Below are 25,013 nucleotides of genomic sequence, written 5' to 3'. Positions count from 1 at the left end.
TTTATGGCTTCTGATATTGATATTCGAATGGCTTTACGCGCTTACCAGAAAATCGTTGAGCTTGGTGAGAAACGTGGTAATAAGTACTTTTATAAAGGGATTAATGCCTATTCAGACTTAGACGGATATAATGTTGATCTGACCGACGATAAGGTAACTTTAAGCATTAACTTTCATAGCAAATATAACCTGGAGTACAAGAGTGTTCTGGACAAAGACGAGTTTATGGAAAAGTTAGCCAAAATCGACAAAATAAAGTTGAAATAAAAAAAGCCCGGTAAAACGGGCTTTTTTTTTAAGATAGGCTACTTAAAAGCTAGATCTTTTCAAACAGCAGCGAGCAGTTGGTTCCACCAAAACCAAAGCTGTTAGACAAAAAGCTTTTTATTTCAGTATTATCCATACGTTGTTGAACGATGGGTAAACCCTCTGCCTTTTCATCCAGCTCTGTGATATTCGCTGAAGCCGCAATGAAGTTATTCTCCATCATGATAAGGGAGTAAATTGCCTCATGGACCCCTGTAGCACCCAATGAATGTCCTGCTAATGACTTAGTTGAGGCTATGTAAGGCACTTTATCAGGGAAGACCTGTTTGATGGCTTCTAATTCTGCCGTGTCACCAACAGGGGTACTGGTACCGTGAGTGTTAATATAATCCACAGCATTCTTTGTGCTAGCTAGCGCCTGCTGCATGCAACGTACGGCACCTTCACCCGAAGGTGCTACCATGTCGTAGCCATCTGATGTAGCGCCGTAACCCGTAATCTCAGCATAGATTTTAGCGCCACGAGCTTTAGCATGTTCGAATTCTTCCAAGACCAGGCAGCCACCACCAGATGAAATGACAAATCCATCACGTGTTGCATCGTATGGACGTGATGCAGTTTCAGGACTATCGTTATATTTACTGGAAAGAGCACCCATAGCATCGAACAGCACGGTTAAACGCCAGTCTTCTTCCTCACCGCCACCGGCAAACATAATATCTTGCTTACCTAGAGCAATTTGCTCGTAGGCATTACCGATACAGTGCGCACTGGTCGCGCAGGCTGAAGTGATGGAGTAGTTGATACCCTTGATTTTAAAAGGGGTAGCTAGACAGGCCGAGGTGGTACTGCCCATGGTTTTGGGTACTGCATAAGGACCGATTCTTTTTGCGCCTCGAGTTTTAGCTATGTCTATAGCTTCTACCTGCGTGCTTTGCGAGCCTCCTCCAGAACCCATGATTAGGCCTGTACGGATATTGGAAACTTGCTCATCACTTAAGCCTGCATCATCAATTGCCTGTTGCATTGAGATGTAGGCATAAGCAGCACCGTCACCCATGAAACGAAGCTTTTTCCTATCGATATGCTCCGAAACATCAATATCAGGTTTCCCAGCCAGGTGACTACGTAAACCATGTTCTTCATAGGCATCGATTTTTTTGATACCAGACTTACCATCGATTAAAGACTGTTTTACATTTTCGATATTATTTCCGAGGCAGGATACGATGCCCATACCTGTGACTACTACTCTTTTCACAATAACACCCGCTTATTGAAAATTTTCTGTATTGTATAGTTTTTTACTAGAAATTGTCGGTAGACTCGAACAAACCGACGCGCAAATCTTTGGTTGTGTAGATTTCTTTGCCATCCACTAACATTCTGCCATCAGCAATGACCATTTTCAGTTTTCTAGTAATAACTCTTTTGATGTCGATTATATAGGTTACAAGCTTCGCTGTCGGCAAAACTTGCCCTGTAAATTTAATTTCTCCCGAACCCAGCGCTCGTCCTTTTCCAGGTAATCCTTTCCAGGGTAGGAAAAAGCCGGTTAACTGCCATAGCGCGTCTACGCCTAAGCAACCGGGCATAACCGGGTCGCCCTCAAAGTGGCAATCAAAGAACCATAGGTCCGGTTTAATATCGAGTTCGGCAACAATTTGCCCTTTATTGTACTCACCACCCGTTTCCTGAATGTTGGTGATGCGATCCATCATCAACATATTAGGTAGAGGTAGCTTGGCATTTCCTTCGCCAAATAATTTGCCATGACCGCAATCCAGCAGATCTTGCTTACTGTATGAAGATTTTTGCATAAGGTGAAGATGCCTTGCGTGCTTGAATAAGCAGTTTTTGATAAAGCTCTATTGTGCCTTTTTTCTAAGCACAAGGTGGTATGGACAGTGGGATGTTTGCACAATTCTATCAGTAACTTATTGATATTTAGTGTTTTTTGTTAATGTAAAGATTTGTCATGATGGTTTTGCTTAGAAGTATCTACCGCTTTCTGCGTGCAACACTTTGTTACGAGTTTGCTTTGTCTTGTAGTGAGGCCAGCGGTATAGTTTATTTTGATTCATTGTAAGTCGCTAACAGGCTTATCAATTAACAATTATTATTAATACTAAGTTGTGAGAGGAGTCCCTATGAAATCCACAAAGTTTCAACTCACTGCGGTTGCTTTAGCGGTCTTGTTGACCGCTTGTAACGGTGAAGAGGCTGATAAGAAAAAAGTAAGCACGGCTGTTAAAGTAGAGCAGGCCACCGCCAAAGAAAAACCTGCTGAAAACAGTAAAGAGCAGCAGATGACAGAAGCTGAAAAAGCCAGCGCTATCTATGAGGCCTATTGGGAAGAAAACCTCAAAATGAATCCATTATCGGCCACCTTTATGGGAGATCATCGCTTTAATGATCGTCTGGGTGATTTTGGCACGGAAAAGGGACGAGCAGAAGCATTAGCATTCAGCAAAAAGTATTTGAGCAAGATACAGGAAATTGATGAATCTCAACTGGAAGGTCAGGCCTTACTGAGTTACCAGATATTTAAAAACGATCGTCAGGCGGAAATAGCTGGAGCTGAATTCCCTGATTATATGCAGCCAATTCAGCAGTTTTACAATCCATTTAACTTCTTCGCGATGCTGGGTTCTGGTCAGAGTGCCCAACCATTTAATACGGTTAAAGATTATGAGAATTGGTTGAGTCGTATGGAAGAAGCGTACACTGGCGTAGATGTCATAATCAAGAACATGCGTACTGGGATGGAAAGTGGCGTGGTTCAGCCAAAAGCGTTGATGGTTAAGGTTGTTCCTCAGTTAAAAGCGCACATGGTTGATGATGTTGAAGAAAGCTTATTCTATACCCCAATCAAAAATATACCTGAAGACTTTTCAGAGGAAGATAAAAAGCGTTTGACGGACGAATACGTCAAAATGATTGAGACCATGGTTGTACCTATGTACACCAAAATGCATGACTTTATTAAGGATGAGTATATCCCAGCTGCGAGAGAAACAGCGGGCATGATTGCATTACCAAATGGTAAGGAGTGGTATGCATTTAAGGTAAAGCAGACTACTAGCACGGAACTGACTCCGGATGAAATTCACCAGATAGGACTTGATGAAGTTGCTCGAATTCATGGCGAAATGCAAGGTGTTATGGATGAAGTGGGTTTTGAAGGAACTTTACAGGAGTTCTTCGAGTTCACTAAAAACGATCCAAAGTTTATTTTTGAAACGAAAGAGGACATGCTTCAGGCCTATGAAAATTTACGCGAAAAGCTGGATGAAACGGCACCGGACTTATTCAAGGTCATTCCAAAAGCTCAGTTCGAGATTCGTGCGGTAGAGGCCTTCCGTGAGCAATCTGCATCTGCAGCATCTTATCAACGACCTGCCCCAGACGGCTCTCGCCCTGGTATTTTTTATGTAAACACTTACGATTTGAGTGCGCGTCCAACGTGGACGGTAGAGTCGCTGTACTTGCATGAGGCCGTGCCGGGACATCATTTCCAAATATCAACCCAGCAAGAATTAAAAGACATACCTGACTTCCGCCGTTTTGGTGGTACTACTGCCTATATTGAAGGGTGGGGGTTATACTCTGAGTCATTAGGTAAAGAGATGGGTGTTTATACCGATCCATACCAATACTACGGTGCTTTAAGCGCAGAACTATGGCGAGCTATCCGCTTAGTGGTAGATACTGGCTTACATGCTAAGGGCTGGACTCGTGAAGAAGTACTGGATTATATGGAGAAAAACTCGGCTGCCGCCAAGGCTCGTCGTGTATCTGAAGCGGAGCGCTTCATGGCGATCCCAAGTCAGGCTCTCGCTTACAAGATTGGTCAGCTAAAAATTCGTGAACTACGAACTTTGGCTGAAACTGAGCTAGGTGAAGACTTTGATGTGCGTGAGTTCCACTATCAGGTTCTGAAGGATGGCGCACTTCCGTTAAATATTCTAGAGAATAAAATCAAGAAGTGGATTGAAAATCAAAAAGCCTAATGCAAGTCGATAAATTATGAAGCGGCCTTTGTGCCGCTTTTTTTATGCTTGGTATACTGTAATTACCGGGCCGCATCAGTCCTCTACATTATGATTAATTTAAATTCCTGTAACATTTCAAGCTATAGTCTCTCTAATTCCTATCTTAAGACAGGAGATAAATTCTTATGAAATTATTTAGCAAGCTCTGTTTAATGCTTGTCATGCTGGTATCAGCAAAACTGGTGAGTGCTATTGATAGAACTCAGGTGGTTGATGATCCGAATGATGTTTCACCTCTTCTTATAGGTCAGGCAGCTCCAGATATTATGTTATTTGATAGTGAAGGTGCTCCATTCAGCTTACTGGAAAAGATATCAAAGCAGCCAACTATAATTGTATTTTATCGGGGTGGCTGGTGCCCATTTTGTAATGCCCAGCTGAGCCAGCTTCAGGATATCCAAGATGAGCTAAAAGATTTGGGCTACCAGCTATTGGCAATTAGTCCGGATACACCCAGCGAGTTGAATAAAACGAGTAAAGATAGAGAGCTAGATTATCAGTTGATTTCAGATTTTCAGCTGAAAGCGACAAGGCAGTTTGGTCTGGCTTTCCATATTCCAAATGATTACAGAGATAAGGTTGAGTCGATTGGAGGAAAAACGGTACGCTTGGCCGGGGATGATAAAAGCACTTTACCAGTACCCGCCGTATTTGTATTCGATAAAGATGGGATCATTCAGTTCCAATATGCCAACCCAAACTATAAGGTTCGTATCGAACCGGAATTATTACTGACTGCGGCCAAACTGGCGTTGGAAAAGCAGTAGATGTTTTAAAGTAAGCGCTGTTTGAAAGCAGCGCTTACGAATAAACTGTATCAGGAGAGAATTTGAAGGCTGGCCTTGTTATCGCCAATGAACAGGTTCTGCTCTAAGGCTTTGTCATTGAGGCTTATCAGACAGTAAGTTTTCCCATCGAATATGGTGGTCCGGATAAGTTCGCCAACTTTTTTATCATCGCCGTCAAAGACTTTGCTTAGTTCCGCAAGTCTTACCTCTTCATCGATGGATGTCAGAACCGAATGGGTTTTTAAGTTTCCTCGGTAGTGCATTCTCGCGACAATTTCCTGGCCGGTATAACACCCTTTATCAAAGCTGACTCCACCAACCTGGGGTAAGCCAATATTATGGGGCAAGTGATGTTCTATGGCAGCCGAGCCAAATATAGGCAAGTGTGCCTGAAGCTCAATGTAGTCCCATGCGTTATTATCTGCAAGTGTTGTACCCGCTAGCATTTTTATCAGCTCACCTGCCCGATTTTTCCGACTTATAAGGATCGAAGCGTTAAATAGGCTGTTCAGGTGAAGGTCGTAGATACCATTGAGGTTACTGACGGAGAGTACTTCCATATCCGTGGACACATTACCCTGTGACTTTTGAGTATGGCCCCAGAGTTCATAATCTTTACTGGCATCAACCAGTTCAGTTTGGAAAAACGCAGCGTACTTGGCTAGTGTATCTAATGTATGTTGCAGGGTATCTTTTGGAAGGAGCAGCAAATAACTCTGCTCGAACTTCATGATATAAAACACGCTATGCAACCGACCTTTAACGCTACAGATACCACCAATACTAGCCTGGGTATCGGTAATGTTTTTCATATCGCAGGTTAGCTGGCCCTGCAATAGCTTGAAGCTGTCTTCGCCAGAGACCTGAATCACGCCATAGTGACCAAGCTCGCAGGCAATATTTTGAAGTTGCGGAATATGCTGGGTTGCATCTTGATTGGTGAAATTCATAAAGCCCTTATTGTTTACCGTCGAATTATCAGTACGAAACCCAAATCAGTTTCTGCGATGATTTTACTCCTAAACTTAGCGGTTTTGCAGTGTTAAGGCTATAATTAACGGAAATTATTTTAGTGATAAAGAGCAAGCAGTGAAAGAGCAACAACTTAAAAAGCTTCAATGGGGCAGCAGACGTGGCATGTTAGAGCTGGATGTAGTATTAATTCCATATCTTGAGAGTCGGTCGAATCAGTTCAGTGAAGAGGATGTCGCTCTATATGGCGAATTGCTGGAAGAAACAGACCCTGATTTATACGCTTGGATTATGGGGTTTGAAAGACCCAAACCAAAGTTTGCGAATTTGGTAAGTTCTATCAGAGAGTTTGTGGACCAGCAGATAAAAACATAATGAATTTCAGGATCGAATTAAAAAAAGCCAAAACCAGTCGCATAATCTTTGCCTGTGTATGGCTGGCTTTCTTGCTGTTGTTTTTAGTGACTGGACTCGTCCAGCAGAAGTGGATTTATGCGATGGTAGGAATACCTGCGACATTACTTCTTGGTGCATGGCAGTTGAAAATGCTAGAAGGTCTATATAAGGATGTGACCGAGCTGATTTTCTTTGAAGGGCGCTGGTTCATTATTGAACGCGAATTAAAAGTGGCGATTGAAGTTAAGAAAGAGTCTGTAATATGGCCTCTGTGGGTAACACTGAAGTATCGAAAGCTGGATCCGTCCAAGCCGAATCAAACATATCAGTTGATATTATTTCGAGATGCAATGAAGGATTCAGATTTCCGAAAATTGTCGAGAACTCTCAAGTTCTATAAGGCCGAGTAACTAGTCTCGCGGTACCAGCACTGAGTCCTTTGCGGTTTCCTTCTGCTCCGGGTAATCGAGCGTAAAATGTAAACCCCGGCTTTCTCGTCGTTGCATGGCGCACTTTACAATCAATTCGGCTACCAGAACCAGGTTTCTCAGCTCAATCAGATCATTGCTTACTTTAAAGTTAGAATAATACTCATGAATTTCCTGCTGCAACAGTTCAATACGACGCATTGCGCGTTGAAGTCGTTTATCCGTTCGAACAATACCGACATAGTCCCACATCAATTGTCTTAATTCATGCCAGTTGTGACTGAGAACGATTTCTTCGTCAGAGTTTGTAACTTGGCTCTCATCCCAGTGAGGTAGCGGTGCAGGTTCTATAATGGTATCCCAGATTGATTCAATATCCTGCGCTGCGGCTTGCGCGTAGACCAGACATTCAAGCAGTGAGTTGCTGGCCATGCGATTAGCACCGTGTAAGCCCGTGCAGGCTACTTCACCAACGGCATAGAGTCCATCGACGTCGGTACGACTGCGTGTATCCACCCGGACACCGCCACAGGTATAGTGAGCCGCTGGCACCACAGGGATGGAGTCGGTTGTGATATCAATACCAAACTTAAGGCATTGCTGGTAAATGGTGGGGAAGTGACTTTTGATAAACTCTGGCTCTTTGTGTGAAATATCCAGATATACACAGTCAAAACCATATTTTTTTACTTCGTGATCGATTGTCCTGGCCACAATATCGCGTGGCGCCAGCTCAGCCCGTTCGTCATACTCGGGCATAAAGCGTTCGCCGTTTGGCCGGCGTAGCACAGCCCCTTCCCCACGAAGCGCTTCTGTTATCAAAAAACTTCTAGCCTCAGGGTGATATAGGCAGGTAGGGTGGAACTGATTAAATTCCAGATTAGCGACGCTACAGCCAGCACGCCATGCCATGGCGATACCATCTCCACTGGCGATATCCGGGTTCGATGTGTACAGATAGACCTTACTCGCTCCACCTGTAGCCAGAACAACGAATCGTGCCTGAATAGTTTCTACTCGATCTTTTTGTAAATTAAGTACATAAGCTCCCTGGCAACGCTTGTGCTCAAGACCTACCTTGTCACCAGTGATTAAATCAACGGCAATATAGTTCTCGAGAATTTCAATATTAGGATCAGCCTGGACAGCTGCCACTAAAGTCGTTGATACAGCCTTACCAGTAGCATCATCGGAATGGATAATGCGTCGTTGGCTATGACCGCCTTCTCGCGTCAGGTGGTATACTTCATCTTCCTTACTAAAAGCTACGCCACGCTCGATTAACCACTCAATGGCTTCTCTTGAATGTTCCACAGTAAAGCGAACGGCATCTTCTTTACACAGCCCAGCACCAGCAATCAGAGTGTCTTCTACATGGGAGTCAACTGAATCATTTTCATCCAGTACAGCAGCAATACCGCCCTGAGCATAAAAAGTTGAGCCCTCAGTAACTTCTGCTTTACTGAGTACCGTGACCTTACCTTTATGAGCAAGGCGGAGAGCGACTGACAGGCCTGCTGCGCCGCTTCCTATCACTAATACATCGGTTGAGTGGATCCGTGGTTGCTTAGAGTCTTGCATGGAATTTTTATATGTTGGGAACTTTTCCTGCATTAATCAGGTCAGTCTTTACCATTAGCTAGTGGAAACTTGTTGCGTTTCCTAGCACAATAACCAATAACATAATGCGGACTTTACCATAGTCACTTGTTTTCGGTTAGTTTTTTCTATAAAACAAGGCATTAAAAGACAAGTTACAATGATGATTATTTGCCCTGCAAATATAACAAGAACGGGGACCATTGATGAGAAGTGGACAACTAAGTAGAGGACAGTATGTCTGAGGCTGACGTAGACTCAGAGTTAGTTAAGCGTGTCCAGAAAGGCGATAAGAAAGCCTTCGATATGCTGGTCGTTAAATACCAGCAGAGGATTATGAATTTAATTTCTCGATTTGTGCGGGACCAGGACGAGGTCATGGATATCTCGCAGGAAGCATTTATTAAAGCATATCGCGCCTTGCCTAACTTTCGCGGTGACAGCGCGTTTTATACGTGGCTATATCGTATTGCAATCAATACAGCCAAGAACTTTTTGGTATCCCAGGGTAGGCGCCCGCCGGGAAGTGATATTGATTCAGCTGATGCAGAGCAATATGAAGGTGGCGATGCTCTCCGTGATGGGGGCAGTCCCGAGCGGTTGATGTTCAGAGATGAAATTAAGAGTCTTATTTTTAAAACTATCGAAGAATTACCGGAAGATTTGCGGACAGCCATTATGTTACGTGAAATTGACGGTCTCAGTTATGAGGAAATTGCTGAGTCTATGGATTGTCCTGTGGGTACGGTTCGGTCCAGAATTTTCAGGGCTCGGGATGCGATAGACCAAAAGATCGCGCCTTTACTGGAACAGGGGTGGCGTTCTTAGAAGGGATATTTCCCTTAAAGTAAGCTGAATAGACAAACTTTTTTACAAAAACTGTGAACTTTTCATTGGAACACCAGTCAATTGGTATAAGTAATGTAAAGTGAGTTTACAAAAATAATTTTCACACTGATGCAAAGTTAATGGCTTGCAACGCTTTGCAGGGTTAATGGCAAAAGCCGATAAAACATAGGCTTTAACTGCAAAGTAAAACAGAGGTTATAAGTTAATGAGCGATACAAGGCGTTTTGATAAAGAACTGCTATCTGCTTGGGTGGATGGACAAACATCAACCAATAATAATGGCCTGATGGATGAAGAAAGCTTAGAGCAGGGCAGTGAATCGATGTCCGTGTGGGCTCGTTATCATATGATTGGGCAGATCATGCGTGAAGAGACGCATAGTCCAGACTTAGACATTTCAGGTAAGGTCAGTCAAGCGATTGCTGATGAACCTGCTCACCAGGCAAAGGCGGCAGACAGTAACGTTATCGCGTTCCCGTCACGTCTGTGGAAACAGGCTGGTGGTATGGCAATAGCTGCCTCTGTCGCTTTAGTCGCTCTATTCAGTATGTCTAATACACAGACTGATATATTCGCCACAGAACAACTGGCTGCACAGAATAAGCAGATGAATGCGGCTAATACTTCTACTGCTGCTATTGCGTCCAACGCTAATCGTGAAGAGCTGCAAAGAATGCATGATATGTTTTTGAAACATGAGGCTCTAACGCGTCAAATTACCGGCATGAGCAGTTTGCCTACAGTAACGGTTGTCAGCAACCAGAAGGTTATACCTGTGCAGGTTCCAATGAGAGCTTTAGAGCAGAAGGGTCATGAAAAGGAGCAGTACGAAGAGTCGCAAGAGTAAAACAGGCCGACAATAGCGGTCATTAAAAGCGCTCTACTCAAGCTGACTACTTTGAGTAGTTCAAATAACCATATTTTGCGCTAAAATAAAACCCATCGTAAGGTGGGTTTTTTTTTGCCTGATATACAGCGAGCTGAGATATTGATTAATGTTTACAGAAATCGGACATGTAGTCGCCGTTGAGGGTGACAGGGCCTGGGTTCAGACCCTTACTAAGACTGGCTGCTCCAGTTGTCAGGTCAACACGACCTGTGGCAGTGGAATTGTTAATAAAGCATTTTCTCATAAAGTGTTCGTCACACCTTTAAAAAATACTTTGAATGCCCATATTAATGATGAGGTTGAAGTGGGTATTCCTGAAGATTTAGTGCTGAAAGGTTCCTTGGCGGTGTATTTACTTCCTCTTATCTTCCTGATGCTAGCTTTAGGTTTATCTTCAATATTATTTCCTCAATTGTCAGAGTTAGGCTCTATCCTGAGTGCTACTGCTGGACTTGTTACAGGTTTTCTATTCGTTAGATGGCTGTTAAACCGTGAAAAGAACAAAACTCGACTCGAGCCTAAACTGATAAGAATTGTAAAGAGACCGATTGAGGTGACACAAATCGTAACATCTGATGACTAGATCTTGTCGAACTTGTGGGAACCGAACGGATAGTTTTTTTTCAAAAGGTTATAGTTATAAAAATCGTCGTATTGGAGATAACATCATTATGTTGAAGCGCTTTTTATCCTTAACTGTAATTGCTTGGCTATCTTTGTCAGTGGCCAGTGTAGATGCAAAATCATTTCCTGACTTTACTCAGCTAGTGGAGAAAGTTCAGCCGAGCGTTGTAAGTATTAAAGTTGAAGTGAAACGCTGGGGCCGGGTAGTTGGCCGAGGCGGTGGATCAGGTTTTATTGTTGATGAAGATGGATACATTTTGACTAACCATCATGTGGTAGCTGATGCTGAGACACCTGTTGTCAAACTGTATAATGGTCGTGAGTTCGATGCAGAGGTTATAGGTAGTGATGCCAGTACAGACGTAGCACTTCTTAAAATTGATACTGAAGGACTGGAGTTACAAGCTCTTGAACTCGGCAATACACGTGATTTGAAGGTTGGGCAGTGGGTCCTTGCTTTTGGTGCGCCCTTTAACCTGGAACAAACCGTGACTGCAGGTATAGTTAGCGCCAAAGGGCGCGGTGAAGTGGGATCACAGTATGTCCCGTTCGTTCAAACTGATGTAGCGATAAACCGAGGTAACTCGGGTGGTCCCCTCATTAATCTCGATGGTGAAGTAGTTGGTATCAACTCCATGATCTTTAACCCCATGATTAGTAGTGGCCTATCATTCTCTATTCCTATCGATCTGGCGGATAATGTCCGTAAACAGCTTTTAAAAGATGGTAAGGTCAACAGAGGATTCCTAGGTGTTACTTTTGGTCCGATTGATCAGGACAAGGCTGATGCTTTTGGTCTGGACAGTATCGGTGGTGCCCTGGTAACTCGAGTGCTCCCTGACATGGCAGCCGATAAAGCTGGGATTAAGGTCGGTGATGTGGTGACAGAAGTTGATGGAAAGCCAGTACGTAAGGCTCAAGATTTACCATTTTACATTGGGCAAATGCCTGCAGGCAAAGAAGTGGAGTTAACCATCGTCCGTGACGGTGATAAGGAAACCGTTGAGGTCACTTTAAGCGATGCTAATGGGCAGGTTGTTGCAAATAATGATTCAGGTAAAAAAGAACTGGGTCTGGCTGTAACGGAGCTAACGCCTGATCTAAAAGAAGCAACAAGTATTGATAAGGGCGTTATAATTCGTGAGGTTGAGCGTGATAGCCCGGCAGCCAGAGCTGGTTTACGCCAGGGTGATATCATTCAAAAGCTACACCGAACTACTATTAGAAATATGAAGGACTTCCAATCAGCGCTTGCTACTTTGCCTGATGAAGGAAAGGTCGCGATATTAATAGTCAGGCAGGGTGTGGGTAGTGACTTCCTGGTCATCGAACTGGAGTAATATGACATCAATTGGGGCCAGCAACTTAGCTGGCCTTTTTCATGGATTCAGCTAAAATAGGCCGCTTAGTCTTTAAACTATTATCATTACACTCATATTTCGGCCGGCTTTGTCTTAAAAATTATTGATAGAAAAAAATTAATACTTATAAATCAATAGATTAAGAAATCTCTGGTGTTGGAAACAAAGGGTTTAGCGGAACATATATGGCATATACCGATTTTATTCGTAACTTCTCAATCATCGCACATATCGACCATGGTAAGTCGACCTTGTCTGATCGACTGATTCAGCATTGTGGAGGATTAACTGAGCGTGAAATGGCTGAGCAGGTATTGGACTCCATGGATCTAGAGCGTGAGCGCGGTATTACCATTAAAGCTCAGAGTGTTACATTAAATTATAAAGCTAAAGACGGAAACACATATCAGCTTAACTTTATTGATACTCCGGGCCATGTGGATTTCTCTTATGAAGTATCCCGTTCCTTAGCTGCTTGCGAAGGTGCTCTATTAGTAGTTGATGCTGCACAGGGTGTTGAAGCACAAACTTTGGCGAACTGTTATACCGCAATCGAACAGGATCTCGAAGTCGTACCCGTTTTAAATAAGATTGACTTACCTGCTGCTGATCCTTTGCGTGTTATGCAGGAAATTGAAGATATCGTCGGCATCGAGGCAATGGACGCTGTCCAATGCAGTGCTAAAACAGGCGTTGGAATCGAAGAATTGCTGGAAAAAATTGTCAGCGATATTCCACCAGCTTCTGGTGATCCTGACGCGCCTTTGCAGGCTCTTATCGTTGACTCCTGGTTTGACAATTATTTAGGTGTGGTTTCTCTTGTTCGAGTAAAGCAGGGCACGATTAAGTCAGGCGATAAAATGCAAATTATGTCGACCGGTAAATCGCATGTGGTTGATCACGTTGGTATCTTTACACCGAAACGTGAGGATACAGGGACATTGAGAGCCGGTGAAGTAGGCTTTATTATTGCCGGTATTAAAGATATTCAGGGCGCTCCTGTAGGTGATACTATCACTCTGGCTAAGTCGCCCGCTGAAAGTCCTTTACCAGGATTCAAAAAAGTAACTCCACAGGTTTATGCTGGATTGTTCCCTGTAAGCTCTGATGATTATGAATCATTTCGCGATGCATTATCGAAGCTGAGCTTGAACGATGCATCATTATTCTTCGAGCCAGAAAACTCAACGGCACTTGGCTTTGGCTTCAGGTGTGGATTCCTTGGGATGCTACACATGGAGATCATCCAGGAACGCCTAGAGAGAGAGTATAATCTCGACTTAATAACCACTGCGCCAACGGTTATTTATGAAATCTTAACCACTGATGACGAGTTGGTTTATGTTGATAACCCATCAAAGCTTCCTCCACTCTCAAATATCGCTGAGATCAGAGAGCCAATCTGCGAGGCCAATATATTAGTACCCCAGGAGCATCTCGGTGGTGTAATTACCTTGTGCGTTGAGAAAAGAGGTGTACAAACTCGTATGCAGTATGCGGGTAACCAAGTAGCGCTTACCTATGAAATGCCAATGAATGAAGTTGTGCTGGACTTCTTTGATAGACTTAAATCTGTTAGTAGGGGGTACGCTTCATTAGACTACCAGTTTAAGCGTTATCAGGCTGATGAGCTGGTGCGCCTGGATATCCTAATCAATGGAGACAAAGTGGATGCTCTAGCGTTAATTGTGCATAAAGAGCAAGCCCAATATCGTGGGCGTGAGCTGGTCGAAGCTATGAAAGAGATTATTCCGAGACAGATGTTTGAGGTCGCAATCCAAGCTGCGATTGGTAACCATGTTATCGCACGGTCGACAGTTAAAGCTTTACGTAAAAATGTTTTAGCGAAGTGTTACGGCGGTGATGTTTCTCGGAAACGTAAACTATTAGAAAAACAAAAAGCTGGTAAAAAACGCATGAAGCAAGTTGGGAAAGTTGAAATTCCACAAGAAGCGTTTTTGGCTGTGTTGAATGTTGGTAAGGATAATAAATAATGCCGAGTATCTATTACGATTTTGGTTTTTACCTTGGCGTTGCAGCATTAATTACTGGTGTTGTGACATTACTGGACAAGATCTGGTGGCAGAAAAAAAGAGCTGAAGCTGGCAAGATTCAACTGGATGAAAAAGGGGAAGAAAAATTTCCGCCTTTCATAGACATCTGCCGATCTTTTTTTCCCATCATCTTTGTGGTGCTGGTACTACGTTCTTTCTTGTATGAGCCTTACCGTATTCCATCAGGAAGCATGAACCCCGGCCTGTATGATGGCGACTTTATACTAGTCAATAAATTTGCCTATGGCATACGTTTACCGGCATTTAACACCAAAATTATTGATGTAGGTGAGCCTCAAAGGGGTGATGTCATTGTTTTCCATCCGCCACATGAGCCGCAGCAGGCATATATTAAAAGACTTATCGGTATTCCAGGCGATCGTCTTGAATGGGACCGCGGAACTTTGACGATTATTCCACAGTGTCGGAATGCAGTGAATGTAGACGGTCAATCGTGTGACCCAATTACTATTAAGTCAGAGTTTGTTTCGGATAAGGTGGAAGACTTGGTACCCGCTGGGAATAATTATGATACTTACAGTGAAACCATCAATGGTGAATCACATGACCTCATCTATCTGGAAGATAACGCTAAACCGAGACGATACCACAGTTTGAGAGAGCGTTGGACCGAGGTGGTACCTGAAGGAAAATACTTTGCTATGGGTGATAATCGTGATGGCAGTCTGGATTCAAGGTTCTGGCGTTTCATTGATGAAGAAGGGATTATTGGTAAAGCGGCTTATAAATGGATTTTTGTGAGTTTCACTGAAGATCCTGTTTTATTTGGAAAACATTTACCAAAAGGTATATCCTTTAGTAGAGCTGGTGCTATAGAATAGATGTTAAGTGCCTGAAAAAACAGATGATTGTATTTTCGAGGAGTATGGGGAATATGTTCGGACAAGAAAAACTAAATAAGAAAATAATGAATAGACAATACCAGGGTGGTATGACGGCTGCAGGCTGGCTCATCATTATGGGTATTGTTTTATTTTTCATGTACTTAGCGATAAAGCTTGTTCCCGCTTATATGGAGTTTTTCAGCATTAAAAGTTCTATAGAATCGGTTGCTCTGGAAACCAGTTCTAGTTCCAGCAAGTCGGAAATTGAGCGTCTTATCTCAGGTCGATTTAATATCAACAACATAGATATTATTAAAGCAGATGATGTTGATATAAAAGAAATCACTGGGGGCCGAGCTCTTTATGTTGAGTATGAAAGCAGAATAGCTCTTTTTGGTAATGTCAGTGCGTTGCTTGAGTTTAAGCACGAAGAGCCTTTGAATTAGTGTTATAAAGCCGAGATGAATCAACAGCAGCAGCAAATCGAACGTTTTTGCCGACGTCTCGGCTATCAGTTCTTAGACCCACAGCTTATCACCAAGGCGCTGACACACAGAAGTGCTTCAAATCATCATAATGAACGCCTGGAGTTTTTGGGCGACGCTGTACTTGGCATGGTCATTGCGAGAGCCTTGTTTACACAGTTTCCTAAAGTTGATGAAGGCCAGTTAAGTCGAATGCGTTCGAGCCTCGTTAAGGGTAAAACCCTGGCAGTAATAGCCAAAGAAATTGACTTAGGCGACTATATTAACTTAGGCGAGGGCGAGCTTAAAAGTGGTGGGTTTCGCAGAGCATCAATCCTGGCTGACGCGTTTGAGGCGGTTATTGGTGCCGTGTACCTGGATGCTGGGTTTGAAAAAACTAACACGCTTATTTTAGAACTGTATGGTCAGCGTTTGACTGAAATTAACCCTGCTGACACACAAAAAGATGCTAAAACTCGCCTACAGGAATTGTTACAATCTCGTCGTTTGTCCTTGCCTGAGTATGAGTTACTTGATGTATCAGGTGAGCCACACGATCAGACCTTTGAGGTGGCCTGTTGTATTACTGAAAAGGCAATCCAAACCAAAGGTTCCGGCAGTAGCCGTCGCAATGCAGAACAGCTAGCTGCTGAAAAAGCTTTAACCGAATTACAGCAATTACTCGCTTCATAAATAGAGTGTCTTCATGAATCATTCTTCTGAAAACCACACTGAGCAACCTTTTCGTTGTGGTTACGTCGCCGTTCTGGGTCGCCCTAATGTTGGTAAATCAACATTAATGAACCATATTCTGGGTCAAAAGGTGAGTATTACCTCGCGTAAACCCCAAACCACTCGTCATCGAGTGCTAGGCATTTATACAGATAATGAGGCACAAATTTTATTTGTTGATACTCCCGGCATCCACAGTAAGGAAGAACGAAGTATCAATCGCTACATGAATCGGGCTGCAACAAGTTCAATGACTGATGTTGATGTTTTGCTCTTTGTAGTCGACGGTACTCAATGGACTGATGATGATGAGCTGGTTCTTAACAAGGTATCTCAAGCAAAAGGAAAAAAGGTACTCTTCGTTAATAAGGTAGACAAGTTAACGGATAAAGAAGAGCTACTGCCGCATATAGCTCAAATTACTGAAAAATGTCACTTTGACGCTGTTTTTCCTGGTTCGGCGTTAAAGGGCCAGAATCTGGAACAGCTGACGGCGACGCTGAAAAGTTATCTTCCAGAGGGCGATTTATTTTACCCTGAAGATTACATTACGGATCGAAGCGAACGCTTTATGGCGGCTGAGCTCATTCGTGAAAAGCTAATGCGATCTTTAGGAGAGGAAATTCCTTACTCATCGACGGTAGAAATAGAGCAGTTCAAATTTAATGACAAAGGTGTGCTCACTATCAGTGGACTCATCCTTGTAGAGCGTCCTGGACAAAAAGCCATTATTATTGGCAAAAAAGGTCAGAGACTGAAGCAAATTGGACGAGATGCGCGACTCGAAATGGAAGAACTGTTCGACTGCAAGGTCTTTCTCGAACTTTGGGTCAAGGTCAAGGACGGTTGGGCCGATGATGAGCGGGCTTTGAAATCACTGGGTTACAATGATTATTGATGAGTCACTCCGCACTATCTCAATCTTTTGTTTTACATACCAGACCGTTTAAAGAGTCTAGCTTAATCCTTGAGCTGCTTACACTAGAGGAGGGACGCTGTAGCGTTCTAGCGCGCGGAGTCCGAGGAGCCAAAAAAAGTTCCAAGCGTGCTTTACTGCAACCCTTTCAACCTTTGGCTCTGAGCTGGGTTGGTCGCAGTGATTTAAAAACCTTAAAGCAGGTTGAACCGCTTGGCCCCAGCATAGCTCTCAGTGGTATACCAAGCCTATCGGGTCTCTATATGAACGAACTGTTGTTGAAGCTCCTGATTCAATGGGACCCTCACCCCGATATTTACGATGCTTATCAAAGGGCCTTATATCGATTGCAGTCAGAGCCTTCACCTGCTGTTGTCCTACGAGAGTTTGAACTTGGTATTTTAGATGACCTAGGTTACGGCATAGACTGGGCCTGTGATATCCAAGGGGACATTATCAATGAACAGTTGGATTATGGCTTTATACCAGAGCAGGGATTTGTGCTGATTGGGCAGGCGCCCAAAAGCGCTTTGAAAATTAAAGGTAAGAATATCCTTGCTGTTGCCAACAGACAGTGGCAGACCTCAGGCAGTCTATCTACTGCCAGAAAAATATCTCGAGCTGTGATTGATCCACTTATTGGTTTTAAGGAGCTTCACAGTCGTAAGCTTTTACAACAAACACTTGCTATTCAAGGTTAGGTTTCCTACCCTTTTAAGTAGATAAATTTTTACGGAAAAACGAATGAAAAACCCAATACTTTTAGGCGTTAATATCGATCATATTGCAACGGTACGTAATGCTCGTGGAACGAATTACCCGGACCCTGTACAGGCTGCATTCGCTGCTGAACAAAATGGTGCGGATGGGATTACGGTTCACTTACGTGAAGACCGTCGCCACATCACTGATAGGGATGTCGAGTTATTGGCTGGAACAATTCAAACTCGAATGAATCTTGAAATGGCCGTTACGGAAGAAATGCTCTCGATTGCTGAGAGAATCAAGCCTACTTATGTCTGCTTGGTTCCCGAAAAGCGTGAGGAACTCACGACAGAGGGCGGTTTGGATGTTAAAGGTCAGGAAAGTAAAATTAGAGACGCCTGCCAGCGAATGTCAGAAGCAGGAATTCAGGTATCCTTGTTTATCGATGCTGATTATAAGCAAATTGAATCTGCAGCCAATGTTGGCGCACCACTAATTGAAATACATACTGGCCATTATGCTGATGCAGAAAGTGAGGCTCAGCAGGAAATAGAACTGGAGAAAGTAAGACGGGGTGTTGCTCACGCAGTAGGGCAGGGTCTGCAGGTAAATGCAGGTCATGGGCTTCACTACCATAACGTGCAACCAGTAGCAGCAATAAAAGAAATTGTTGAGTTAAATATCGGCCACGCCATTATTGGAAGAGCCTTATTCAGTGGTTTAGAGCAGGCTGTATTGGATATGAAGAAACTGATGGTGGAGGCCAGGCAGTGGCCATATTCGGAGTAGGTACGGATATTGTCAGCCTCGCTCGAATCGAACGTTCTTTTCAGCGTCATGGTGATAAATTTGCCGAGCGTATTTTATCTGATATTGAATTAAACGAATATCAGCAGAAAAAGAATAAACAGGCGTACCTGGCAAAAAGATTTGCTGCAAAAGAGGCTATCAGTAAAGCTTTGGGTACCGGTATGAGAAAAGGAATTCACTTCCAGCAGCTAGTAATAGTCAGTTCCGAGTTAGGAAAACCGGAAGTTCAACTTTATGGAGCTGCTAAAGATTGGGCTTCCAAACAGCATATCAATACTATTCACCTTACGATAAGTGACGAGCGTGACTTTGCTGTTGCTTTCGCAGTTGCAGAATCAAAATAAACACATAGTGACGAATAAAAAACATTGCAGAAAGGATCAATATAAGGATAAAAAAGTTAATGGAGTGATCTGGAGTAGTCTCAGACTGAGGACTTAGAACCTGAGCTTGCCTTGAAGTGTTAAAAGCGAGGATATGCCCCCGCTTTTTGATTATTAATCTAGAAATAAATCTTTTTGAATTTTGTCTTCATGTTCTGGTGAATAGGCATATTGACTGAAGTCTGTCACCCGGGCGGCCTTAAGAACCTCCTCATCTATTAACCAAAGGCCAGTGTAGTTCTGGCTGGGATGAGTCAATATTACCTTCGCTGCGTCAGCCATAATTTGTGGCTTTCGGGCATAATTCAAAGTTTCTTTGTTGCCAACAGCAAACTCAATAGCTGCCGTTGCAATATAGGTTTGGGGCCACAGTGTGTTAACTGCTATTCCGTGCTCTTTAAACTCTGCCGCCATTCCTTTGCTTAATATACTCATTCCGTACTTAGAGAGTGTGTAGGGGCTATAGTCTTTAAGCCATTTTTCATTTAGATTAACTGGCGGTGACAAGTTTAAGATATGTGGATTATCCGACTTTTTAAGATATGGAAGCGCATAATGACCAAAGCAGTATACAGCTCGAGAATTAACTTGCTGCATTAAATCATAGCGCTTGGGTGATGTTTCCTCAACGGTGGTCAGGCTTATCGCACCGGCATTATTTATAACGGCATCAATACGTCCAAATTTTTGACCAATGTCATCACACAGTCGTTTAATTGCTAATTCCTTGCGGACATCCAGTGCTACAGGAACCGCTTTTCCGCCAGCTTTCTCAACTTCTTCTGCTACTGTGTGAATCGTACCAGGAAGTTTTGGGTGTGGCTTATCTGACTTTGCGGCAATCACAACTGTCGCACCTTCTTTCGCGAAAGTTAAAGCCATTGCTCGACCAATACCGCGACTGGCTCCTGTAATGATAATAACCTTATCCTTGAGCTCGGGCATTACAGTAGTTCCTCTATATCTTCTTTTATCGCTTCCGGTTTAGTTACCGAACCGTAGCGCTCAACAACTTTACCGTTTTTGTCTACCAGAAACTTAGTAAAGTTCCATTTGATTTTCTTCGAACCCAAAATGCCAGGGGCTTCATCTTTTAAGCGCTTAAAGATTGGGTGTGCGTTGTCACCATTGACTTCAACTTTCTTGAAAAGAGGGAAGGAGATATTGAAGTTTAGATCACAGAAGTCTTTAATTTCCTCATCCGACCCTGACTCCTGCTTGCCGAACTGATTACAAGGGAAGGCTAATATCTCCAGACCTTGTCCCTTGAATTCCTGGTAAAGCTTCTCTAAGCCTTCATATTGAGGTGTAAAACCGCAGGCACTGGCTGTATTAACAATCAGTAACACTTTTCCTTCGTAATCACTGAGGGAAACCTCTTTTCCATTATTTAAAACTGCTGAGCAATCGTATAAGGTAGTCATTCATTTTCCTCGCTATGGTCTTTGGCTTACTCTAGCCTTAGCGGTTGATTGCTGTCAATCACAAGGTAAATCAGTACCAATAAATAGCAGGCAAATCAGGAAGCAATAACGCACCGGGATTAAGCTCATTAAATTTCATTTTAAATAAGGGGTCGTTATGACATTGAAATCACTCCTATTAGGTGTGGTTAGCGTAATCGCGCTATCTGGAAACTATTCTGCTCTGGCTGATGATGTGCCGAGTATTAGCGAAGATGCTCTTAAAGTAGCTGCAGAGCTACGAGATGAGGCCTTAAAATCCTCAAAGGGCTATGACATAGTTGAGTCGCTGACCACTGAGGTTGGGCCGCGAATGGCTGGAACCCCTGGCGATGCTGCCGCGGTAAAGTGGGGCGTTGCCAAGCTTGAGGAGCTTGGTTTCGATAAGGTCTGGACCGAACCAGTTACTTTTCCCACCTGGAAGAGAGGTATTGAGACTGCGGAAGTAGTGGCTCCTTATCCTCAACCCCTGGTCATTACTGCTCTTGGTTTTAGTGTTGGTACACCTGAAGATGGATTAACTGCGGAATTGGTTGAGTTTGATGATCTGGCTGCTTTGGAAGCATCTGAGGAAGACTCTGCAAAAGGTAAAATTGTCTTTATTAAAAATCGTATGAAGCGCGCTAAAGATGGTTCTGGTTATGGTCCAGCGGTCTCTGCCCGTACTCGAGGTGCATCAGAAGCTGCTAAAAAAGGCGCTGTAGGAATTCTGATTCGTTCAATAGGGACTGATAGTGATCGAATGGCGCATACTGGAGTCATGAACTATGAGGAAGGAATCAAAAAAATTCCTGCTGCAGCTTTGTCAGCGCCTGACGCTGATCTTCTAGAGAATATGCTTCGCCGTGGTAAGCCCGTTATCGTTAAAATGACTATTGGCGCGAAACAAGGTAAAGAATATACCAGTCATAATGTTATTGGTGAGATTACAGGAAGCGAGAAGCCGGAAGAATACGTCATTATTGGAGGTCACCTCGACTCTTGGGATTTAGGCACCGGAGCAATTGATGATGGAGCCGGTATAGCAATAACAACAGCAGCAGCAGAGCTAATTGGCAGACTTCCTGAGCGACCTAAGCGCTCTATCCGAGTGATTATGTTTGCCAATGAAGAGCAGGGGCTGTTAGGAGGTAAGGCTTATGCAAAGGCTCATAAAGATAAGCTTGATAATATTATTACCGCGGCTGAATCTGATTTTGGTGCCGATAGAATATGGCGTATAGATTCAAAGGTGAAAAAAGAAGCGTTACCTGTGGTTATGGAGATAGCTAACCTGTTGAAGCCTCTGGGTATTGAGTATGGAAATAACAAAGCTGGCGGTGGCCCCGATTTAATACCGCTAAGACAGCTAGGAATTTCAGTTTTCTCATTACGTCAAGATGGCATGGATTATTTTGATTACCATCATACGCCGAACGATACATTGGATAAAATAGATCCAGAAGCCCTGGATCAAAATACCGCGGCCTATGTGGTCTTAGCCTACATTGCTGCCCAGATGGAAGGTGATTTTGGTGGCGGTTTTACCAAGGAACAATAAATAAACCTTTATTGGGCAGCACTAACGCTGCCCAATTTTTTGATGAATCTGACAGCTCGGATGTGTTATCGTTTAGACTTCATCGGTCCAGGGGGAGAGAAATGTCCAAGCTCATCACCACTGAAGTCATTAACCATGTACTTCATATAGAATTTAACCGACAAGACAAAAAAAATGCATTAACTACCGATATGTATCGAGCATTAAGTTATGAGCTTGCAAGTGCAAAGCGTAATGAGGATGTACGAGTTGCATTTTTCAAGGGTAGTGAAGGTTGTTTCAGTGCTGGTAACGATATCGCTGATTTTTTGGAGCAGCCAGTCCTGGATGAAGGCTCACCAATTTTGAACTTCTTACATGAGTTGGCCAATTTTGATAAACCCATTGTGGCAGCAGCCTCAGGCCCTGCTGTTGGAATTGGCACCACCTTGTTGTTGCATTGTGATTTGGTTTACGCCACGGAAAAAACGTATTTCTGTCTGCCTTTTGTCGATCTGGGGCTTTGTCCGGAAGCCGGTTCAAGTTATCTATTGCCTCGTCAGCTGGGCTATGTGCGCGCTGCAGAGCTATTACTATTGGCTGAGCCTTTTGATGGCAACAGAGCGAAGGAACTGGGTATCATCAACGATGTTGCCTCACCTGATGAATATATTCAGGTTGCCCAGGAAAAGGCCGAGAAACTGGCTATGAAACCTGTTCATGCTTTAAGAGTCAGTCGTCAATTAATACGTTCGAACTCTGGGTTTGTCAGTAAAGCGATTGAAAGAGAGGCCAGAAGTTTTTCTGAGCTACTCGGTAGTGATGAAGCAAAGGCTATTTTTAAGAAGTTTTTAGAAAAGTAACTTAGTAATCGTCTTCGTCGTCTTTATATGGTTTAGGCTTAACACCCTTTGGAATCTTAAACTTATTGTTCCTTTTAAGTACAAACAAAGTTGCACCAATGATGGCGAAGATGAGAAGGGTAACTAATATCGCTTTCCACATAGATCGCTCCTTAATTATTCTTGGCAAATTGTGTAAACATATTTTCTGGTCAGACTTTCAAGCCGTGAACAGATTTCATCCTTGCCGCCAATATCTTTTTCACTTAACACCTGCTTCAAAAGCTCCAGAGGAAACTCTTGTAATGCCCTGTCAGCAATGGGGCGATAGCTAATATGCCAAGGTTCGCAGGCAACCCCTCCCTTATCTTCTCTGTATGGACGGAAGAAATCAAACTTATTTAAATTATAATCCAGCCATTCGTCGAGACGCGAGCAGGGACCGTTATCCGAAAACTCCTCTTCAACAAGTTGTACCTCATAGCCTTGATCGACAGCTGCGGCATCAAAAATATCAAAGTCAGTTCCCCAGTGGTGGCGACTGGTTCCCGGTATGGCCGAATAATGAAGAATAGCTTTGATCCGCTCTATTGGTGTAAGTTCGAAAGAGTTAACAGTTGTACCGTCTCTCAAATTTAACTCAACATCATTATTAAATTTGTAATTCCAAATCTCAGCCTGGCGCTCAAAGCTTCTATAACTGCTAATCACTCTCAGTGGGATACCATCAATTTCTGACTGGCGAATGAGTTTTGCTAGCGGCACCAGAACTTCATGATGACATTGAAATTTTTGACCCAGAAGTTCGCTATTGTCTTCGATACTCAGTAAATGTTCCTGGTTTAAGCCAATGATTTGCTCTGGTGTCATCATAGAATTAGATACAGTCATAATATTAAGCGTTGTCGGTTAGTAAACGTTTAAGCACGTTGTAGTAGATGTCTGATAAGCCATATAAATCATCAATTTTGACGCATTCATTAATTTGATGGATGGTTTTATTAACAGGCCCGATCTCGACCACTTCAGCACCTGTCTTTGCTATAAAGCGACCGTCCGAAGTTCCACCGCTGGTCAATGCCTGGGTTTCTCTGTCACAAACGGTTTTGATTGCTGCTTTTGAAGCCGCCAGCAACTGACCTTCATCGGTTAAGAACGGCTCTCCATTCAACTTCCAGTCCACCTGATAATCCAGTTTATGGCTATCCAGGATATCCAGAACGCGTTGCTTCAGCTGGTCAGCATTAGACTCAGTTGAGTAGCGGAAGTTGAATTCTATATATTTTTCGCCAGGGATGACATTGGTTGCTGTGCCAGCTTTTTCAATTGCGATCTGAAAGCTGGTTGGAGGGAAAGATTCATTCCCATCATCCCAGTGAGTTTGACTTAACTCATGTAGAGCCTGATAAGACTTATGTATGGCATTATCAGCCAGGTGGGGGTATGCCACATGACCTTGTTGTCCGAGTATTTTTAGAAAACCCGTGAGCGAACCGCGGCGCCCATTTTTGATAACGTCACCCAGCTCAGCGGTACTTGATGGTTCACCAACGATACAATAATCAAAGGGCTGGTTTCGATTCATCAACTCTTCTACAACACGCACGGTACCGTTGATAAACGGACCTTCTTCATCGCTGGTAATAAGGTAGGCAATTGAACCTTTGTGGTCGGGGAAGTCTTTAACGAAGCGTTCAGTAGCAACAATCATGGCTGCTAAACTTCCTTTCATGTCAGCGGCCCCCCGGCCGAATAGGTAACCATCTTTTTCTGTGGCTTCAAACGGGTCTGTATTCCAGTCATCCAGATTACCAGCGGGAACGACATCTGTATGACCTGCAAATACAAATACTGGGCCTTCTGATGCTCCTTGTCGTATGGACCAAAAGTTTTGAGTATCTTCAAAGTCCATGATTTCATTTTTAAAGTCATGGCGACTTAATAGATCCATCATCAGTTTTTGGCAACCTGCGTCTACCGGAGTCACAGACTCACGGTTAATCAAATTTTTTGCCAGATCCAGAACATCGGTAATCATAAGAAGACTCTTTC

General features: G+C 43.3%; 28 protein-coding genes. 19 read left to right on the top strand and 9 right to left on the bottom strand.

The features are described 5' to 3' along the window. The first annotated feature begins 3 nt into the window (after positions 1-3). Positions 4-267, top strand: a complete 264-nt coding sequence (locus tag KS2013_RS08605; RefSeq protein ID WP_068992536.1) for a DUF3081 family protein — start codon at positions 4-6, stop codon at positions 265-267. A gap of 49 nt (positions 268-316) precedes the next feature. On the opposite strand, the gene fabB is transcribed toward KS2013_RS08605, so the two are convergent. Continuing rightward, positions 317-1,528: a beta-ketoacyl-ACP synthase I gene (gene fabB / locus KS2013_RS08600; protein ID WP_068992534.1), complete on the bottom strand. Its 1,212-nt coding sequence runs from the start codon at positions 1,526-1,528 to the stop codon at positions 317-319. A gap of 46 nt (positions 1,529-1,574) precedes the next feature. Beyond that, a complete protein-coding gene (gene fabA, locus KS2013_RS08595; RefSeq protein ID WP_068992533.1) occupies positions 1,575-2,087 on the bottom strand; it encodes a bifunctional 3-hydroxydecanoyl-ACP dehydratase/trans-2-decenoyl-ACP isomerase in 513 nt (170 codons plus the stop codon). A 330-nt stretch (positions 2,088-2,417) separates the two neighbouring features. On the opposite strand from fabA, the gene KS2013_RS08590 reads away from it, so the two are divergent. Both KS2013_RS08590 and KS2013_RS08585 read left to right on the top strand, forming a co-directional pair. Continuing rightward, on the top strand, positions 2,418-4,280 hold the full coding sequence (locus KS2013_RS08590; RefSeq protein WP_068992530.1) for a DUF885 domain-containing protein: 1,863 nt from the start codon (positions 2,418-2,420) through the stop codon (positions 4,278-4,280). Between the two features lie 167 nt (positions 4,281-4,447). Beyond that, positions 4,448-5,089, top strand: a complete 642-nt coding sequence (locus tag KS2013_RS08585) for a peroxiredoxin-like family protein (RefSeq protein WP_083217824.1) — start codon at positions 4,448-4,450, stop codon at positions 5,087-5,089. Between the two features lie 50 nt (positions 5,090-5,139). On the opposite strand, the gene ygfZ is transcribed toward KS2013_RS08585, so the two are convergent. Continuing rightward, the gene (gene ygfZ / locus KS2013_RS08580; RefSeq protein WP_068992526.1) at positions 5,140-6,060 is read right to left on the bottom strand and encodes a CAF17-like 4Fe-4S cluster assembly/insertion protein YgfZ; all 921 of its coding nucleotides are present in this window, start codon (positions 6,058-6,060) and stop codon (positions 5,140-5,142) included. A gap of 139 nt (positions 6,061-6,199) precedes the next feature. Between ygfZ and KS2013_RS08575 the strand changes: the two genes are divergently transcribed. Both KS2013_RS08575 and KS2013_RS08570 read left to right on the top strand, forming a co-directional pair. Further along, positions 6,200-6,457, top strand: a complete 258-nt coding sequence (locus KS2013_RS08575; protein WP_071890161.1) for an FAD assembly factor SdhE — start codon at positions 6,200-6,202, stop codon at positions 6,455-6,457. Then, positions 6,457-6,888 carry a protein YgfX gene (locus KS2013_RS08570; protein ID WP_068992523.1) on the top strand — a complete coding sequence of 144 codons (432 nt, stop codon included), beginning with the start codon at positions 6,457-6,459 and terminating at the stop codon, positions 6,886-6,888. The genes KS2013_RS08575 and KS2013_RS08570 overlap by 1 nt, the downstream gene beginning before the upstream one ends. Here the strand turns inward: KS2013_RS08570 and nadB are convergent, their stop codons facing one another. After that, positions 6,889-8,487 (bottom strand): L-aspartate oxidase, encoded by a 1,599-nt coding sequence (gene nadB, locus KS2013_RS08565; RefSeq protein ID WP_068992519.1) that lies wholly within the window; start codon positions 8,485-8,487, stop codon positions 6,889-6,891. A 255-nt stretch (positions 8,488-8,742) separates the two neighbouring features. Between nadB and rpoE the strand changes: the two genes are divergently transcribed. From rpoE to acpS, 12 genes are all read left to right on the top strand, one after another. After that, on the top strand, positions 8,743-9,333 hold the full coding sequence (rpoE, locus tag KS2013_RS08560) for an RNA polymerase sigma factor RpoE (protein ID WP_068992516.1): 591 nt from the start codon (positions 8,743-8,745) through the stop codon (positions 9,331-9,333). 226 nt (positions 9,334-9,559) lie between these two features. After that, positions 9,560-10,201, top strand: a complete 642-nt coding sequence (locus tag KS2013_RS08555) for a sigma-E factor negative regulatory protein (RefSeq protein WP_068992514.1) — start codon at positions 9,560-9,562, stop codon at positions 10,199-10,201. Between the two features lie 148 nt (positions 10,202-10,349). After that, positions 10,350-10,826, top strand: a complete 477-nt coding sequence (locus KS2013_RS08550) for a SoxR reducing system RseC family protein (RefSeq protein WP_068992512.1) — start codon at positions 10,350-10,352, stop codon at positions 10,824-10,826. Next, complete coding sequence (locus tag KS2013_RS08545) at positions 10,819-12,207, top strand: Do family serine endopeptidase (protein ID WP_228703658.1); 1,389 nt, start codon at positions 10,819-10,821, stop codon at positions 12,205-12,207. Before KS2013_RS08550 ends, KS2013_RS08545 begins: the two co-directional genes overlap by 8 nt. 206 nt (positions 12,208-12,413) lie before the next feature. Beyond that, entirely contained in the window at positions 12,414-14,222 is a 1,809-nt protein-coding gene (lepA, locus tag KS2013_RS08540) for a translation elongation factor 4 (RefSeq protein WP_068992507.1), read from the top strand. Continuing rightward, positions 14,222-15,124 (top strand): signal peptidase I, encoded by a 903-nt coding sequence (gene lepB / locus KS2013_RS08535; RefSeq protein ID WP_068992504.1) that lies wholly within the window; start codon positions 14,222-14,224, stop codon positions 15,122-15,124. Before lepA ends, lepB begins: the two co-directional genes overlap by 1 nt. A 53-nt stretch (positions 15,125-15,177) precedes the next feature. Further along, on the top strand, positions 15,178-15,573 hold the full coding sequence (locus KS2013_RS08530) for a DUF4845 domain-containing protein (RefSeq protein WP_228703657.1): 396 nt from the start codon (positions 15,178-15,180) through the stop codon (positions 15,571-15,573). 15 nt (positions 15,574-15,588) lie between these two features. Continuing rightward, the gene (gene rnc / locus KS2013_RS08525; RefSeq protein ID WP_068992502.1) at positions 15,589-16,284 is read left to right on the top strand and encodes a ribonuclease III; all 696 of its coding nucleotides are present in this window, start codon (positions 15,589-15,591) and stop codon (positions 16,282-16,284) included. A 13-nt stretch (positions 16,285-16,297) separates the two neighbouring features. After that, positions 16,298-17,221, top strand: a complete 924-nt coding sequence (era, locus tag KS2013_RS08520; RefSeq protein WP_068992499.1) for a GTPase Era — start codon at positions 16,298-16,300, stop codon at positions 17,219-17,221. After that, the gene (recO, locus tag KS2013_RS08515) at positions 17,221-17,940 is read left to right on the top strand and encodes a DNA repair protein RecO (protein WP_068992495.1); all 720 of its coding nucleotides are present in this window, start codon (positions 17,221-17,223) and stop codon (positions 17,938-17,940) included. Before era ends, recO begins: the two co-directional genes overlap by 1 nt. Before the next feature lie 43 nt (positions 17,941-17,983). Then, complete coding sequence (gene pdxJ, locus KS2013_RS08510; protein ID WP_068992492.1) at positions 17,984-18,733, top strand: pyridoxine 5'-phosphate synthase; 750 nt, start codon at positions 17,984-17,986, stop codon at positions 18,731-18,733. After that, the gene (gene acpS, locus KS2013_RS08505; protein WP_068992489.1) at positions 18,715-19,098 is read left to right on the top strand and encodes a holo-ACP synthase; all 384 of its coding nucleotides are present in this window, start codon (positions 18,715-18,717) and stop codon (positions 19,096-19,098) included. Before pdxJ ends, acpS begins: the two co-directional genes overlap by 19 nt. A gap of 153 nt (positions 19,099-19,251) precedes the next feature. On the opposite strand, the gene KS2013_RS08500 is transcribed toward acpS, so the two are convergent. Together KS2013_RS08500 and KS2013_RS08495 are read right to left on the bottom strand one after the other, a co-directional pair. Further along, entirely contained in the window at positions 19,252-20,082 is an 831-nt protein-coding gene (locus KS2013_RS08500; RefSeq protein WP_068992486.1) for an SDR family oxidoreductase, read from the bottom strand. Beyond that, positions 20,082-20,561, bottom strand: a complete 480-nt coding sequence (locus tag KS2013_RS08495; protein WP_068992483.1) for a glutathione peroxidase — start codon at positions 20,559-20,561, stop codon at positions 20,082-20,084. The genes KS2013_RS08500 and KS2013_RS08495 overlap by 1 nt, the downstream gene beginning before the upstream one ends. A 157-nt stretch (positions 20,562-20,718) precedes the next feature. On the opposite strand from KS2013_RS08495, the gene KS2013_RS08490 reads away from it, so the two are divergent. Both KS2013_RS08490 and KS2013_RS08485 read left to right on the top strand, forming a co-directional pair. Beyond that, positions 20,719-22,140 carry a M28 family peptidase gene (locus tag KS2013_RS08490; protein ID WP_068992480.1) on the top strand — a complete coding sequence of 474 codons (1,422 nt, stop codon included), beginning with the start codon at positions 20,719-20,721 and terminating at the stop codon, positions 22,138-22,140. Positions 22,141-22,241: 101 nt separating this feature from the next. Continuing rightward, complete coding sequence (locus tag KS2013_RS08485) at positions 22,242-22,982, top strand: enoyl-CoA hydratase (RefSeq protein ID WP_068992477.1); 741 nt, start codon at positions 22,242-22,244, stop codon at positions 22,980-22,982. A gap of 1 nt (position 22,983) precedes the next feature. Here the strand turns inward: KS2013_RS08485 and KS2013_RS11950 are convergent, their stop codons facing one another. Genes KS2013_RS11950 through dapE form a run of 3 tightly spaced genes read right to left on the bottom strand, consistent with a single transcriptional unit; the run spans position 22,984 to position 24,996 of the window. Continuing rightward, positions 22,984-23,124 carry a hypothetical protein gene (locus tag KS2013_RS11950; protein ID WP_156768984.1) on the bottom strand — a complete coding sequence of 47 codons (141 nt, stop codon included), beginning with the start codon at positions 23,122-23,124 and terminating at the stop codon, positions 22,984-22,986. Positions 23,125-23,138: 14 nt separating this feature from the next. After that, on the bottom strand, positions 23,139-23,852 hold the full coding sequence (locus tag KS2013_RS08480) for a M15 family metallopeptidase (protein ID WP_228703656.1): 714 nt from the start codon (positions 23,850-23,852) through the stop codon (positions 23,139-23,141). Between the two features lie 4 nt (positions 23,853-23,856). Then, positions 23,857-24,996: a succinyl-diaminopimelate desuccinylase gene (gene dapE / locus KS2013_RS08475; protein WP_068994500.1), complete on the bottom strand. Its 1,140-nt coding sequence runs from the start codon at positions 24,994-24,996 to the stop codon at positions 23,857-23,859. Positions 24,997-25,013: the final 17 nt, after the last annotated feature.

Origin of the sequence: Kangiella sediminilitoris, assembly GCF_001708405.1 — a bacterium.
Classification (GTDB): domain Bacteria; phylum Pseudomonadota; class Gammaproteobacteria; order Enterobacterales; family Kangiellaceae; genus Kangiella; species Kangiella sediminilitoris.
Note: the sequence above shows the minus strand (reverse complement) of the source record. Positions and strands in the feature narration are given on the sequence as shown.

Bases quoted from the DNA above. Each gene is read 5' to 3' on its own strand.
- KS2013_RS08605 (WP_068992536.1), top strand. From the start codon at position 4: ATGGCTTCTGATATTGATATTCGAATGGCTTTACGCGCTTACCAGAAA.
- fabA (WP_068992533.1), bottom strand. From the start codon at position 2,087: ATGCAAAAATCTTCATACAGTAAGCAAGATCTGCTGGATTGCGGTCAT.
- KS2013_RS08590 (WP_068992530.1), top strand. From the start codon at position 2,418: ATGAAATCCACAAAGTTTCAACTCACTGCGGTTGCTTTAGCGGTCTTG.
- KS2013_RS08585 (WP_083217824.1), top strand. From the start codon at position 4,448: ATGAAATTATTTAGCAAGCTCTGTTTAATGCTTGTCATGCTGGTATCA.
- ygfZ (WP_068992526.1), bottom strand. From the start codon at position 6,060: ATGAATTTCACCAATCAAGATGCAACCCAGCATATTCCGCAACTTCAA.
- KS2013_RS08570 (WP_068992523.1), top strand. From the start codon at position 6,457: ATGAATTTCAGGATCGAATTAAAAAAAGCCAAAACCAGTCGCATAATC.
- nadB (WP_068992519.1), bottom strand. From the start codon at position 8,487: ATGCAAGACTCTAAGCAACCACGGATCCACTCAACCGATGTATTAGTG.
- rpoE (WP_068992516.1), top strand. From the start codon at position 8,743: ATGTCTGAGGCTGACGTAGACTCAGAGTTAGTTAAGCGTGTCCAGAAA.
- KS2013_RS08555 (WP_068992514.1), top strand. From the start codon at position 9,560: ATGAGCGATACAAGGCGTTTTGATAAAGAACTGCTATCTGCTTGGGTG.
- KS2013_RS08550 (WP_068992512.1), top strand. From the start codon at position 10,350: ATGTTTACAGAAATCGGACATGTAGTCGCCGTTGAGGGTGACAGGGCC.
- KS2013_RS08545 (WP_228703658.1), top strand. From the start codon at position 10,819: ATGACTAGATCTTGTCGAACTTGTGGGAACCGAACGGATAGTTTTTTT.
- lepA (WP_068992507.1), top strand. From the start codon at position 12,414: ATGGCATATACCGATTTTATTCGTAACTTCTCAATCATCGCACATATC.
- lepB (WP_068992504.1), top strand. From the start codon at position 14,222: ATGCCGAGTATCTATTACGATTTTGGTTTTTACCTTGGCGTTGCAGCA.
- KS2013_RS08530 (WP_228703657.1), top strand. From the start codon at position 15,178: ATGTTCGGACAAGAAAAACTAAATAAGAAAATAATGAATAGACAATAC.
- rnc (WP_068992502.1), top strand. From the start codon at position 15,589: ATGAATCAACAGCAGCAGCAAATCGAACGTTTTTGCCGACGTCTCGGC.
- era (WP_068992499.1), top strand. From the start codon at position 16,298: ATGAATCATTCTTCTGAAAACCACACTGAGCAACCTTTTCGTTGTGGT.
- recO (WP_068992495.1), top strand. From the start codon at position 17,221: ATGAGTCACTCCGCACTATCTCAATCTTTTGTTTTACATACCAGACCG.
- pdxJ (WP_068992492.1), top strand. From the start codon at position 17,984: ATGAAAAACCCAATACTTTTAGGCGTTAATATCGATCATATTGCAACG.
- KS2013_RS08500 (WP_068992486.1), bottom strand. From the start codon at position 20,082: ATGCCCGAGCTCAAGGATAAGGTTATTATCATTACAGGAGCCAGTCGC.
- KS2013_RS08495 (WP_068992483.1), bottom strand. From the start codon at position 20,561: ATGACTACCTTATACGATTGCTCAGCAGTTTTAAATAATGGAAAAGAG.
- KS2013_RS08490 (WP_068992480.1), top strand. From the start codon at position 20,719: ATGACATTGAAATCACTCCTATTAGGTGTGGTTAGCGTAATCGCGCTA.
- KS2013_RS08485 (WP_068992477.1), top strand. From the start codon at position 22,242: ATGTCCAAGCTCATCACCACTGAAGTCATTAACCATGTACTTCATATA.
- KS2013_RS11950 (WP_156768984.1), bottom strand. From the start codon at position 23,124: ATGTGGAAAGCGATATTAGTTACCCTTCTCATCTTCGCCATCATTGGT.
- KS2013_RS08480 (WP_228703656.1), bottom strand. From the start codon at position 23,852: ATGACTGTATCTAATTCTATGATGACACCAGAGCAAATCATTGGCTTA.